We start from the raw sequence: 15144 nt of genomic DNA, 5'->3' as shown, positions 1-15144 counted from the left end.
CACCCCCCACACCCACCCCAGCCGAAAACACCCCCACCAACCCACCAACACAACCCTGCACACCAGAACAAATGTCAGGAACGGCCCCACGATCCCCGACCGGGGTACATCACCTACGGACACCAGACCCTGCCCGAACGAACACAAAGGGGTGAACCGCCCGGTCTTCGGGGTCTGTAAAGGAACGGTGTAACTCCCGATCAAGGAAGTAGCACCTGATGACAGACGTGACCGTCTCGGCTGAGGCCGTGGAGGCCGTGCGGCCGGTGGAGTTGCAGTCGGACGCCTTGGGCGACCAGTTGATCGGGCAGTTGGTCGACCGGGCCCGCGCGAGCGGGCTGCAGCTCACCGGCGCCGGAGGTCTGCTCCAGCAGCTGACGAAGAAGCTCCTGGAGTCCGCGCTCGAAGGCGAGATGACGGATCACCTCGGCTACGAGAAGCACGACCCGGCCGGGGCCGGCAGCGGGAACTCGCGCAACGGCGTCCGGTCGAAGACCGTGCTGACCGAGGTCGGCCCGGTCGAGATCGACGTCCCCCGGGACAGGGAGGGCTCGTTCGAGCCGCAACTGGTCCGCAAGCGTCAGCGGCGCCTGTCCGGCGTCGACGAGATGGTGCTGTCGCTGTCCGCCCGCGGCCTGACGCACGGTGAGATCTCCGCGCACCTGGCCGACGTCTACGGCGCGGACGTGTCGAAGCAGACCATCTCCACCATTACCGACCAGGTGATCGAAGGCATGACCGAGTGGCAGAACCGGCCCCTCGACCCGGTCTATCCGGTGGTGTTCATCGACTGCGTGCACGTGAAGCTCCGCGACGGCCAGGTCGCCAACCGGCCGATCTACGTCGCCCTCGCGGTCACCGTCGAGGGCACCCGCGAGATCCTCGGGCTCTGGGCCGGTGACGGCGGCGAGGGCGCCAAGTACTGGCTGCACGTGCTGACCGAGATCAAGAACCGCGGCGTCGCGGACGTCTGCATGGTCGTCTGCGACGGCCTCAAGGCCCTGCCGGACGCCATCGCCGCGGTCTGGCCGCAGGCCGTCACCCAGACCTGCATCGTCCACCTGATCCGGGCCTCGTTCCGCTACGCGGCCCGGCAGGACTGGGACAAGATCTCCAAGACGCTCAAGCCCGTCTACACGGCGCCGACCGAGGACGCCGCACTCGAGCGGTTCGTGGAGTTCTCCGAGGCATGGGGCAGGAAGTATCCGGCGATCGTGCGGCTCTGGGAGAACGCCTGGGCCGAGTTCGTGCCCTTCCTGAGCTTCGACGCCGAGGTCCGCCGGGTCATCTGCACCACGAACGCGATCGAGTCGGTGAACGCCCGGATCCGCAAAGCCGTCCGCTCGCGCGGGCACTTCCCGAACGAGCAGGCGGCCCTGAAGTGCGTCTACAGGGCAATCATATCGCTCGACCCGACCGGAGCCGGCCGCAAACGCTGGACGACCCGCTGGAAGGCCGCACTCAACGCCTTCGAGATCGCCTCCGACGGCCGACTCTCCATCGGCCGCCGCTAACTCAACCCACCCGAGTTACACCGTTCATTTGGCTCTGTCCCGTAATCGGTGGTGACGCTGTGTGGTGATCACGGGAGGAGGATTCGGTGGCGGAGCAGAGGGAAGCCGGCTCGGCCGTGCATCTGCCGCATGATCCGTTTGGTTCGGGTGTTGACGCCCTCGGTGCGGCCGTTGCTGTAGGGGAGGGTGAGTCCGGCATTGACGGCGGTGCGGTCGAGTTCGAGACCGTTGGCGAAGGAGTGCAGCTGGGGAAGGTCGGCGGTGCGGACCTTGGTGATCCAGTCGGTGAGCTTTGCGGCGTTGCCCTCGGCCGGTGCCAGCAGCGTGGCGAACTCGTGCGTGAGGCATGCGAGTTCGGCCATCTCGGGGCAGGTCTGGACGAGTTCCTGCAGGAGTGAGGTGTCCTTGTCGCGGAGGTTCTCGGGGCGGGTGAGCAGGAGGCGGGCGAAGTGCTTCGGCGTGGTGACGGGCCTGTCGCCCTCGGCGCGGCCTTGGGTGAGGTAGCGGACCAGCAGGTTCGCGCTGCCGGTATAGCCGAGTTCCTTGATCTCGCGCAGGAGGTGGGTGACCGGCACTGCGGGGTCCTCGGCCCTGCGGGCGCGCAGGTGGTCGCGGTAGGGGTCGACGAGCGTGGGCTGGTAGCGAGGCGCGCGGTGATCGCCAGTGGGCTCCTTCATGCGGGAGTACCGCTTGACGGTGTTCAGGGCGACGTCGAGTCTGCGGGCGCATTCGAGCAGGCCGACGCCCTGGCCGAGCAGGTCGTGGACCTTGTGCCACCGCTCGCGGGTGGTCTGCTCGCGGATGCCACCGGGTCGGACGGGGTTCACGGCGGTGGCCCAGCAGGCGGCGTGGGAGCGGACCTCGGCCAAGACCCTGTGGCACAGGTTCGACCAGAGGTGCCATCTGTCGCTGACCTGCACCGCTTCGGGCAGGGCCTGGCGGATCGCCTCTCCGTAGCAGCCGGATCCGTCCCGGCAGACCACCTCGATCCCGGGGTGCTCGTGCAGCCACGCGGTCAGGGCCTGGGTGGTGCGGCCGGGCAGGACGTCGATCCGCTCGCCGGTCTCGGCGTCGATGAGCACGGTCGCGTAGCGGTGCCGGCGCTTGAGGGCGAAGTCGTCGACGCCGAGCACGCGCGGGACGCGACGGGGCGGCAGCGTCTGGCGCATCAGTAGACGAAGGGCGGTCGAGCGGGAGATTGCGCACGTCAGCGCGCGAGAGAGGCGGGCACCCGCCCGGCCCGCTAACTCCTCGACCACGGCACCGAGTTGGTCGGAAAGTCGTCTGGTGCGGCGCTGGTAGCGCTCCACGACGCCGGGGACCTGCTCGCGGAACGTCTGCCGCGAGCAGCCGAGCACTGGGCACACCAGCCGCCGCAGCCGCACCGACACCACGACCCTCCGCCCGTCGACCGGGACGTCCGCGACCCTCCGGCCGTGGAAGCCGTGCACCCGCCCCGACGGCCGCCCGACGCCGGGCACGGCACCGGATTGTCCCGCGTCCGCGCCGACACCCGGATGACCTCGCCCTCGTCCGCCACACCCTCGACGACCAAGGCTGACAGGCCCGAAAACACCACGCCCACAAGCTTGTTGACATCACGCACACCATGCCAACGACGACCGTCACACCTCGTCACCACCGATTACGGGACAGAGCCATTCACCGGACAGACCCCAGAGCCGTCTTTTTTGCAGGCCCGGACGGGTTTCTTTGTGTTCGTTCGGGCAGGGTCTGGTGTCCGTAGGTGATGTACCCCGGTGGGGGATCGTGCGGCTGTTTCTGACACCTGTTTAGACGTGCAGGGTTGGGCTGGTGGGCTGGTTGGCTGGTGGGGTGTTTTCGGCTGGGGTGGGTGTGGGGGGTGGTGTGTGGTGGTGGCTGAGCCGGTGGTGGGGCGTGGCTCGGTGTTGGATGTTTTGATGTTTGTGTTGACGGGGTCGTTTTTTCCGCAGGCGAGTGCGTCGTTGGCGTTGGAGTCGTCGGAGGGTTTGGCTCGGATCGCGTCGATGGTCCGGGATTTCGAGGCGGATGTCGATGATGCGGTGCGTGGTGCGGCGCGGCATTTGCCTTCGGAGACGCGTGAGCAGTTCGTGCGGGCGATGGGGCAGTTCACGGATGGTGGCGGGGGTCTGCTGCGCGGGGTGCGGGGGCAGGTGTCGTCGGTGTCGGGGGTTCAGCGTGGTACGGCGTCGCAGATCTTCGAGGGCAAGGTCGAGTTGGTCGCGGAGCTGGTGCAGCTTTTCGTGGAGCTTGTGGTTCTGGAGATGTTGGAGCCGTTCTTCCCGGCGTGGGCGGGTGTGCAGCGGGCGTTGTTGATGGCGCGGGCGCGGGTGCGGTTGCTGGTGCGGCTGGTGCGGTTGACTCGGGTGGGGCGGTTGGGTGCGGCGGCGGCGTTGGAGGCGTTGTCGGAGTCGTTGACGAGTTTCGCGGCGCAGACGTTCATGATCGACGGGGCGCCGAGCGGGTTTCGTCGGCGCGGGTACGACTGGAGGGGTATCGCCAGGTCGGGTGCGATGGGTGCGTTCATCGGGGGTTTGCACAAGCCGGCGCTTTCGGTGGTGTCGGGGTCGGCTTTCGCGAAGGCGGTGGGGGCGAAGACCGGGTTGGGGCGCAGCCATCCGTGGAGTGTGGGGTCGAACGCGGTCACCGAGGCCTTGTTGGAGAGCGCGGCGGTTGCGGCGGTGGTCGGCGGGGGGTTCAGTCCGGTGGGTTTCGCGGGTTCGGGGGTGAGCAGTGTCTTTGAGCTTTTCGTCTTCGAGGGCGCGCAGTGGGCGAAGGGCGTCCTGGGCCTCGACAAGGGGCACGGCCTCGAGGGTCTTGAGGCCCACCTGAACGGGCTTCCCGCTGCGGGTGCGGCGCTCGCGACGGGCCCGGCCTCGCTGCCGGGGCTCGTCACCGCGTTCGGTGCGGCGGGGAGCACAGCGGATGCGGGTGCGGTGGGCACGCGGGGGGCTGCGCGGTCGGACCGGGCGATCGGTGTCGACGACACGTCGGCGACGCGCGGCGGGACGCAGGAGGTGCGGGAACGCGACACCGCGGTTGCAGCGGCGGTGGGGCTTGCCCGGCCCGCGGCCGCGGGTGCTTCGGCTGCGGACTCCGGTGACACGCGTGCGGCTTTCCGTGACGGGCACGCTTCCGGGCAGGGGCCGCAGCCTGTCGCGCGGCAGTCCGCGAGTTCGCTGCCCGCGTCTGCCGCGCTGCCACGACCCACGACCGCGACCGCGACCGCGACCGCGGATGTTTCCGTCCCCGATTCGGAGGACACGCGCGCCCCGGCCGCTGCTGGCGCTCGCGGCACCGCCGCCGCCGTCGCTGTGCCTGCCGCGGTCGCCGGCGTGGAGTACGCGGGCCGTGTGGGTGTGCCGGTCGACGCCGCCCCGTCCGGTCCTGTGATGCAGCACGCCGCTCCCACGGGTGCGCTCGGCCGGGCCGGCGATGGCGCGACCCACGCCACGGACACGACACCCCAGCCCCTCACCGTGGCGGGGTCGGGTCCGGCGAAGGGCGGCGCCGCCCTCCTCACCACAGCCGGCACCGCCGGCACCGGCCTTGCTGCCGCGGGCACGGATCCGACGGCGAGCGGCACCGCTCCCGTGACCACCCCCGGCACCGCCCTCACCGACCTTGCTGCCGCAGGGACGGATCCGACGGCGAGCCGCACCGCCCTCCTCACCACAGCCGGCACCGCCGGCACCGGCCTTGCTGCCGCGGGCACGGATCCGACGGCGAGCGGCACCGCTCCCGTGACCACCCCCGGCACCGCCGGCACCGGCCTTGCTGCCGCGGGGACGGGCCCGGCGGTGAGCGGCACTGCTCCCGTGACCACCGCCGGCATCCCTGTCGGGAGCGCTGTTCCCGTTGTCGGGGACCGGAGTGCTCCGCGGGGAGCGGTCGTGGTCGGGTCCGGGCCGGACCTGGTCGGGCAGGAGGTGGCCGGGCAGAACGGGCCGCAGGCACGGAGTGCCGCGCCGGCGGCGGCCGCTCCCGGGGTGCAGTCGGTCGAGGGTGTTGCGGCCGACGGCGCCACCGGCGGCACGCGGTCGGTCGGCGATCCTGTCCTGCAGAGCGCGGCCCGGACGGCACCCGGGCCGCGCGCGGTCGCCTCCGGCCCCGTCACCTCCGGCCCCCGACCCGCGGGCGCCGAAGCCTCGGGCGCCGAAGCCTCGGGCGCCGAAGCCGCGGGTTCGGACGCCGGGCGTGTCGTCGTCGACGGCCTCGTCGTGCCGGGGACCGCGGCTGAGGCCGGCGGAGGCGGCGAGGGGAGCGCCCGGCCCCGTGGCGTGCAGTCCTCGACCGCGGCCGACCGTGTCCTGGCCGCGCTCAACGGCACAGGCCCCGCAGCCGGCGCCCCCGCGCGGATCGAGACCACCGGCGAAGACACTCCCGGCCCGGCTGGCATCACCCTGCCCGCGCCGCAACCTGCGCCAGCAGTGGAATCGGACCCGGGGGAGAACGCCGGGACGACGACAGCCCGGAGGCACGCCTCGCGGGAGGAGTTCGACGCACAGCAACGCGTGCGCCGCGAGGACGTCCTCGACGAAGACGTCATCGACGCGGACCCCGTCCCCGAACTCGGCTCCGGCGACGGTTCTGACGACGACTTCGACACCCGCGACGAGGAGGAGTTCGCGCTCTCACCCGACATCGATGTAACGGCCGGGCAAAGCCCAGGTTCGGATCGGTCCGGTGGCCGAAGCTCGGTCGCAGTCGAGGCCGGAGTTGCGGGCTCTGTCACGAGTGGTGTGGGGTCGGATCGCACTGCGGACGGTCGGGTCGGTCCGACGGTTGCCCGGCGGGTGTTCACCGTGCTGTCTCGGGACGATTCTTCGCGGTCGGACGTCGCGGAGCTGCGGGAGCCGTTCGTTGCCGGCTCACTGGCCGGTGACGGTGGTGATGTAAGCGGGTTGTTCGGTGCTGTCCTGAAGGGCTGGGCGGAGGCTGGGAAGAAGCGTACGGAGCGGCCGGCGGAGAACACCGACGACACGGCAGCCGCCAGCACCACAACAGCGACCGACGGCCCCGGGGATGATTCGACCGGGGACGGTATGAGGGGTGAGGGCGCGGCCGGTGAGGGTGCGGTCGTTGCGGGTGGTGCGTCCGGGGATGTTGCAGTGGGGAAGAGGAGGGGGCATCCGGTGTGGGACGAGGAGGATCCCGAGCGTATACACGCCCATCTTGTGTCGCTGGTGGGTCAGGAGCGGGCCGAGGGGCTTGTGGGCGAGGCGTGGACGTCGCTGTTGCAGAACGTTCTGCCCCAGAAGGGGCCCAGTGTGGTCATCGCGGCCGATCCGTCGACGCGCGAGATGCTGCGGCGGCGCTCCCGGCTGGCCGCGGTGACCGCTTACGCCCTCCACACCGATCCCGACACCGCCCACAACCTCCTCGCACTCCACGCCACCACTAGGACCGAAGACACCACGACCGACACCGCCCGCACGACCGTCACCGGCAGCGTCAACGGCGGAGCCCTGCGCAACCAGGCCGCCGGAGCCCTTAACAGGAGTGACCGTGCCGCCCTGCTCGCCCACCGCGGGGTGGACGGGATCGAGCACCTCGCCGACCTTCTCGAGGCCCACCCCCAGCTGAGCAGAGCAGCCAGCCAAAGTAGTTCGCTGTGGGAAGCGGCGCGCAGGTCCCGGGCGTTCGCCGAGTTCCTCACCACCGCCGGCAACGTCACCCTGGAGCGCGTCCGCTGGTTCAGCACATTCAACCGACATTCTCTGGTCGGTTGGGTCAATGGGCTCCCGAAGGACGAGGCCGCCGCTCTGACGCGCGCCCGGATACACCGGGAGCTCGGGAGATTCGCCATCGTTCTCAGCACGCTCCCGGCAGACGCCCGCACCACGCCCATGCCCACCAAGGAAGACCTGAACGCGGATAGGCGCTCCGTCCGAGACGGTCTTCCCGGCGTTTCCCGCTGGAGCGAACTGGCCCCGACCCTGGAGGCCTTCCCGCGCCTTCTCGATTCCTTGGAGAACCGGACCGTGTTGGGCGTGGCACTGGTCCGAGTGCCGGCGTTTGCCGCCTGGTTTCGGGAGACGGAGCAGGAAACCCGCGATGATTTCGTTCGCCAGATCTTCGCACCCCGCCCGCCGTTGCGGTTTCAGCTCTTCGTGGCGGTGCTGGCGGATCTCCCGTCCGACCACGCAGCAGTCCTGACGACCGGGCAGGTGAGAGACCTCTTCGAGCATTACCAGAAGGGTTGGAGCGAGCCGCATCCTGCCGGCATGCTCGCTCCGGTCGAGCCTGTGGCGGGGTCGTCCACCGGCCCGGGCACGCGGGAGGGTGCGGGATCGTCCAGCGGTGCGGACCCCGGCGGCGCGGGGGAGATCACCGGCGCACGGACCACCACTGGCTACGCAGTTGCGGGTGGTCCGGTCGTCGGTCAGGAGGTGGGTGGCGCCGGCGGGCAGACGGCCCCCGGCCACCCCGACGCCCTGACCGACTGGTTCAGCATCCTCGAGGGCACCGCCACCACCCTCGCGGACACCTCCGAACTGACGATGCACCACGACACGCTGGACAGGCTCGTGGCTCGCCACCCCGACCTCGCCGAGGACCGGGCCTACGACAAGGGCGACGGCAGCCTGTTGTGGACGGCGCTCGTCGCCGTTCCCGCACTCGCACGGGTAGTGAACGGCGCCGACGCCTCAGCAGCGACACTCGACTGGCTCCGCACACAAGAGGACCTCCTTCGGACTTTGGCCGAATCCCCGGCAGCGAGGTCGTCGCACGACGCCGAAATGATCCAGATGCTCAACCAGGCGGCAGCGGATCAGGAGACCTCCGCAGGCCCGAACAACCACCCCCACCCGGCCCGGGAAACGGGCGGAAGCTTCTTCACCCCCTCACCGACCACCACGGCCCCCGCCGTTCCGGGCGTTCCGGTCACCGACGCGGCCGGCACTGCCATTGCCACCGAGGAGACCCTCAATGCGGCGGACCTGCCGACCGCCGTCGGGCAGACCCTGACGGTCAGCCAGACGGAGAGCCTCTACCAGCCCCACTGGGGAACGAGCAATCCGCATCCGGCGAACCCGATCCCCGCAGCCGGGGTTCAGGACGGTGGGGTTGCGACTGCTGGGCCCAGTGCTGCCGCGGAAGGTGGCGGCGGACCGGGAGATTTCATCGCTGCGCTCAGGGGGTATCTCGGTGGATGGAGGCGCAGTGAGTCCGGGCGAGCGGTGTATGGCCCGGTATGGGATGCCGGTAGTGACGGGCCGGTGGGCGGGGACTCCACGTTCGTAGCCGGGCCGGCCCAGGTGCAGCGATTGTTCGACCGCCTGGCGGCCGAGGTGGGGAACGTTGCGGAGGCCCGGCGATTGGTCGGTCAAGCGCATACGTTGGTCAACCAGATCGCGCCGGTGCCCTCCAACTTGAGCCAGGACCTCCAGCGATCCGTGTTCATGGTGTTCCTCAATATCGCCCGCGGCCTCAACCACGATCCCGAACGCACCGGGAGAGTCGTGGAAGAGGCCCTGAGGACGAAGAAGGCCGCTGCTGCGACTGCCGGCGCGGCCGGGAGGCTGGGCCTGCCAGCGCCCCCTCCCCGCACGCGCACGGAGCAGGTGCGGGCGGTGGAGGCCCTGCAGGCCTGGCAGGCGGCGGCCCCCGGCCGCATGCCCAGGCGACAGGAGACGGTGGCGGAGGCCGACGCCGACGGCGCCGCTGTCACCGGCCGGTGGTTCTACGACGTCGGCCGGGGCATGACGTGGGTGTCGCGGGAGACGTGGGCGGCGCTGCACGCGGCGGGCCTGCAGCGGACCGGGCCCGTACGGGTGCACGCATCGGAGGAGTTCGTGCGGGCCCTGGCCGATTGGGCAGAGGACAACCCGGACGCCACGGAGCCCGACGAGGGACCCGCCTTCGAAGACGCGTACAGGCAGCCGCAGAATCTGCGGGACTACTGGCAGGCCGTCCGGGCCGGCGATGCCACGCTCAGCACCGCCCAGTACCGGGAGCTGGGCGGAGCCGCCGGCGCGGCCGGGAGGCTGGGCCTGCCAGCGCCCCCTCCCCGCACGCGCACCGAGCAGGTGCGGGCGGTGGAGGCCCTGCAGGCCTGGCAGGCGGCGGCCCCCGGCCGCACCGGCCTCATGCCCAAGCTACCGGAGACGGTGGCGGAGGCCGACGCCGACGGCGCCGCTGTCACCGGCCGGTGGTTCTACAACGTCGGCCGGGGCATGACGTGGGTGTCGCGGGAGACGTGGGCGGCGCTGCACGCGGCGGGCCTGCAGCGGACCGGGCCCGTACGGGTGCACGCATCGGAGGAGTTCGTGCGGGCCCTGGCCGATTGGGCAGAGGACAACCCGGACGCCACGGAGCCCGACGAGGGACCCGCCTTCGAAGACGCGTACAGGCAGCCGCAGAATCTGCGGGACTACTGGCAGGCCGTCCGGGCCGGCGATGCCACGCTCAGCACCGCCCAGTACCGGGAGCTGGGCGGAGCCGCCGGCGCGGCTGGGAGGCTGGGCCTGCCAGCCCCTCGCACGCGTGCCGACCAGGTGCGGGCGGTGGAGGCCCTGCAGGCCTGGCAGGCGGCGGACCCCGGCCGCACCGGCCGCATGCCCGGGGAGCGAGAGGTGGTGGCGCCGAAGGGCGCGGAGGGCTCCGCCGTCACCGGTCAATGGTTCTACAACGTCGGCCGGGGCCTGGCGTGCGTGTCGCGGGAGACGTGGGCGGCGCTGCACGCGGCGGGCCTGCAGCGGACCGGGCCCGGACGGGTGCACGCATCGGAGGAGTTCGTGCGGGCCCTGGCCGATTGGGCAGAGGACAACCCGGACGCCACGGAGCCCGACGAGGGACCCGCCTTCGAAGACGCGTACAGGCAGCCGCAGAATCTGCGGGACTACTGGCAGGCCGTCCGGGCCGGCGATGCCACGCTCAGCACCGCCCAGTACCGGGAGCTGGGCGGAGCCGCCGGCGCGGCCGGGAGGCTGGGCCTGCCAGCGCCCCCTCCCCGCACGCGCACCGAGCAGGTGCGGGCGGTGGAGGCCCTGCAGGCCTGGCAGGCGGCGGCCCCCGGCCGCACCGGCCTCATGCCCAAGCAAGTGGAGACGGTGGCGGAGGCCGACGCCGACGGCGCCGCTGTCACCGGCCGGTGGTTCTACAACGTCGGCCGGGGCAGGGCTGCGGTGTCGCTGGAGACGCTGGCGGCGCTGCACGCGGCGGGCATGCCGTCGATCGGAGTGGTGCAGGTCCCGTCCCTGGAGGCGCTACTGGCTCTGCTGGACCACATTGCCGCGGGCAGCGCCGGGCTGCCGGCCCCTGGCGAGGGCGGGACATTCACCACCGCCTACGGGCAAGAGTTTCCTCTGGGTGGCTACTTTGACGGCCACGAGCGCTTCGGCAGAGTGCCAGCCGAGACCGTCGGGGAGTTCCTGAAAGCCCCCGGGCCCACGGCGGAGGTCCTGGCCATGGTGGGCATCAAACCCGGAAGGAAAGCGCTCGAAATCGCACGCTCGGTCGGGGAAACTTCACAGCACCCGACAGGCCAGAAACCCCCCACCGCCCACCGCCAACCCCAGGCACCCGCCGGCGGAACGCCGGGACGGCCTGCCAAACGCCGCAGAACCACCACCACGACCGCGACCGCGCCCACGACCGGGAACCCCCCGCCCCCGCACCGGCAGACCGACACCACCGCTGCGGGCCCGGGCACCCTAGCGGCCCGCCCCACCCCGGTGCCGCCCGCGGGCGGCACCGGGCATGTCCCCGCCGCGCACCCCCGGCTGACCCAGGCGCAGAACCAATACCTGTCAAGCTCCGGGCAGACCCTCTACAACCCGCCCGGCGACGGGGACTGCTTCTACCACGCACTCCTCGCGGCCGCCCCGGCCCAGACCTTCACCGCACGAGGGATTGCCCCCACCCCCCTCGGCCTGCGCACCCACCTCGCCAACCGTCTGAGAGCGGAACTCGCCCACCCGACCGGCCCCCAACGCCCGCTGTGGAACGCCCTCGAAGAAAGCCAGTTCCCCGTCCTCGAAGGCATGGCATGGACCAACCCCCGTCTTCCCGACGAAGCCCACGCCGACGCCGTCCGCGCCGGCATCGCCGACGCCATCGCCACCCCCCGGAACTGGCACGACCGCGCAGGAGACATCACTCCCTACCTCGCCCGCCTCGTCTTCGGCATCGACCTGAGACGACTCGACCCCGACGGCGCACTCGAAACCCTCGCCCGCCCCCACTTCCCCCCAACCACCGGACCCTCCGTCACCCTCGTCAATAACTACGAGCGCCACTGGATGGCCCTCCAACCTCCCACCCACCCGGAACCCGACACCGACGCCGTCATGGGCACCGACAACTTTACGGCCACCGTCGACCCTGCCATGGACCTGGACAACCCCACGGCCACGACCGACACCGCCATGGGCACCGACGCCACCTTGCACGACTTACTACTCGGCCTCGGAATCGACCCCGACCCCCCTACCACCGGGCCCGCCTCCGCACCGGCCGACACCGACCTCTGGCAATTCCGGCACTCCGTCGACACCCCCCCAATCCCCGACCCGAAGGCCCCCCGACGACCCGACGCTCCCGCTGCGGGCGGCGGCGCACCCGCTCTTGCCGGCAACCAGCACCCCGGTCTCACGCCCATACTCGAGCGCCGCCTGGGGTCTGTCTCCACTCCGGAGGGATCTGCCCGGCACCAGGCCTGGGCACGCTGGCAGCAGGCCTTCGACGACTACACCAACGCCCTCAGCAACGGCGAGACCGACGTCGACCGCCTCACCAACGCCTGGAACGACGCCGAAAACGCCCTCAACGTTCACGACATCGACCCGTGGGTGCTGCTGCAGGAAATCCAAGCCTGGGCGGGCTTGGCCGCGGTGACGGATTCGGACACCGGGCAGATCCGAATGCTCGGCGGAGCGAAGAAGCCGGAGCAGCGACACGTGGGCACGAGCGGGGCGTCCACGACCGGCCCGACGACCACCCCTGTCACGCAGAGCGAAGGCGCGGGACCATCCGGCAGCCGGAGCGGCAACGCGGCCGGGAGTGGCGCGGCGGGCGACGTGGGCGTGCGGGGCGCGGCAAGGGGAACCGTTTCGGCCGGCTCCGCCGTGAACCCGGCCCCGCCCGTTCGTAACCCCGCCGACAGGTCCGGCTCGGCAGTCGCCGAGCGCGTGTTCGCCATGCTGTCGGGAAGCGATACTTCGCAGCTGAGTCCGGCGGGAAGGGGTGTCGGTGGGGGGCCGGAGGCTGTCATGGGCGCCCGCGGGGCCTGGGACGGGGAGGCCGGTGGGGTTTTCAGTGGGTATCTCGACGCCTGGCTCCGGGCGGAGGAGGGTGCCGAGGACCCAGTGGCCTCGGGGAAGGGGAAGGGGAAGGGGAAGGGGAAGGCGCATCCGGTGTGGGATGAGGGGGATCCCGGGCGGGTGCGGGAGCATCTCATGTCGCTGGTGAGTGAGGATGAGGCGGACGGCCTGGTGACGGATGCGTGGAGGCTGATCCGTCCGCTGCTGTCCGGGCCGGATCTGCTCGCCGGGACCGATCCCGTCACGCAGGCCGAACTCCGGCGCAGGGCACTTCTCGCAGGGGTGACGGCCTACGCCCTCTACGTCGACCCCGAAGCCGCACACGCCGTGATTTCCATCCGTGTCGCTACTGCCACCCGCTACAGTACGGACCTCCCTGGCGGAACCCCCAGACCTTGGACCGAGGCTGGTGGCAGGGCTACGGACTTGGTTGGCAAGGACACCGACCGTCAAGCCACCGGGGCAGGCCTCATATCCACTGTGGTTGGTAGCGGAGCGGGCTCCTCGCGTGTGACCTCCGGTGTTGACAGCGCCACAGATCGCGGAATGTTCAACTCCATTGACCGACTTACTCGAGATCCGGCGGAAACGCAGGCCAGCCTGAATAAGAGCAAGGCGGCTGTTCCTGCTGGCGCTGCAATAGGAAGCGACCGTACGATAGCGGAAGGGATACGCGAAACAGAAGGCAAAGTGCCGGACGTCATATCCGATTGGCTAAAGAGGTCCCGGATCGGCCCACTCGCCACGCGGTCACTTGAGCTTCAACTGGTGGATTTAGCAGTAGCCAAATTGACCGGCAAAAACCCTACCATGGAGCAACTTCGGAACGTCATTGACGCGATCAGCCAATGGGAAGAAAGCAAGATCAGCGCAAGTGCGAGCCCTCGCTGGGGGGCGATTTCCGAGCTTAAGCTATACATATACGATGAACTCGCCAGCCTCGGACTTGACCCACGGTTTGGTCTTGCGATGCCCGTCAGTTTGCCCGGAGATGCAAACGAGGCCGCGCCTAATGTAGGCATTGAGGGTGCGACGCAGGAAATGGTTCCAGGCGCCCGCGACTTGCAAATAGCACGATGGCTGCAGGCGCGTGACTCTCTGCGTGCGGCGGCCGAAGCGAGGGCTGAAGCCAGTCGCCTCCAAGGCGAAATCGCTAATGCTAGATCGATCGATAATTCCCTGGTTCGGATGTGGGAGCGGCAGGTCCGACGCATAAACGAAGATCTGACACTTTTCGACGAACTGCGGTCCCGTCCAGCCCGGACCTGGGCGCATCTTAGAGAACCACAGGTAGCAGCGTTGATCATTATTGAAAAGCGCTGTCGCCAATTCGTCAAGCAAGATCAGATGGTCGCAAAAGAACGACTGCGCCAGGCGTCATGGGGGCAACCGTATACTGCTATGAACTTGGACCAGCTCCTGCGGACGGTACATAAACACCTGCAAACAGGAATGCTTCTGGTCACCACCATGGGTACCAGCCGGCTCGACGCTCTATTTGCCGATCCGGCAGGAGCATTTCGCAATCGCTGGGAGGTCGGTACGAGCCAAGCGGTCAGTACGCTGGACGCCCGGGCCGCGGCCGAGAAGGCTATGGGATACTCTGCGACTCTGGGCGTCGCTTGCGGTGGAACTGGGGAAAATAAACCGAAGGAGCCGAGAGATTTGCCGAAGTATGCAGCGCTACTATCCAGGTTTCAGCCTCACGGAATCAGTGTATTTGGGAATATGGCAATCACCTGGAAGCAGGAGGTCAGGGCGCGATCAACGTTCACGCCGAGCGACAGCTTGGATAGTGGGGCGCGCGGAGCACGAGCAGTAACTGGCGCAGAAACTCTCTATTCCCTATTGGCCTACGGTAGCGACGAAGTTGTTCGCCTTGCATTCGCCGAAGCTACATCATTTGCTTATGATTTGGATCTTAAAGAACATATTTCGGCTGGATCGTATCGCCCATCGACATACTTCGAAGCCCAGATCCACGGCGACCTTTCTTGGGGCGACGTCGACAGGGTGGTAATTCCCTATTGGGAAGAATGGAAAAGTGATGCAGAGCGGGACCGCGAAAAGATTCTCTCCTACACCCAAAGGAATGGGTACGCGTTGCGTGTGGACCTGTCATGTATTTCCCATGGAACCGAGCCGATCGGGTGAATTTCTCCTCGATATTTACTGAACTTGAAAGCGCAATGCCGGTCAATCGTCCATGATCAGGCCGGTGCGGGTCAAAGCGCCGGACGGCCCAGCTCCGCGAGGATCTCGCGCAGATTATCGAGCAGGAAGTTCTGATCTCTGAACAGCCCACCCAGCGCATCACGGGCACGCGTGACTGCCATAGCCTTCGGACGTGGGCCTGGCGC

Annotated in this window: 2 protein-coding genes and 1 pseudogene; 2 read left to right on the top strand and 1 reads right to left on the bottom strand. The window is 69.4% G+C overall.

Going from position 1 to position 15144, the window contains the following annotated elements:
- The first annotated feature begins 227 nt into the window (after nucleotides 1-227).
- Nucleotides 228-1514, top strand: coding sequence for an IS256 family transposase (locus BX266_RS37755; protein WP_399171337.1), 1287 nt, complete (start codon nucleotides 228-230; stop codon nucleotides 1512-1514).
- A 68-nt stretch (nucleotides 1515-1582) separates the two neighbouring features.
- On the opposite strand, the pseudogene BX266_RS37750 reads toward BX266_RS37755, so the two are convergent.
- Nucleotides 1583-3090 (bottom strand): annotated as a pseudogene (locus BX266_RS37750) (ISL3 family transposase).
- 301 nt (nucleotides 3091-3391) lie between these two features.
- Between BX266_RS37750 and BX266_RS37745 the strand changes: the two are divergent.
- A complete protein-coding gene (locus BX266_RS37745; protein WP_143687156.1) occupies nucleotides 3392-14938 on the top strand; it encodes a hypothetical protein in 11547 nt (3848 codons plus the stop codon).
- The last annotated feature ends 206 nt before the right edge of the window (nucleotides 14939-15144 follow it).

The organism is Streptomyces sp. TLI_171, assembly GCF_003610255.1.
Taxonomy (GTDB): domain Bacteria; phylum Actinomycetota; class Actinomycetes; order Streptomycetales; family Streptomycetaceae; genus Kitasatospora.
This window is presented reverse-complemented; position numbering and strand designations above follow the sequence as displayed.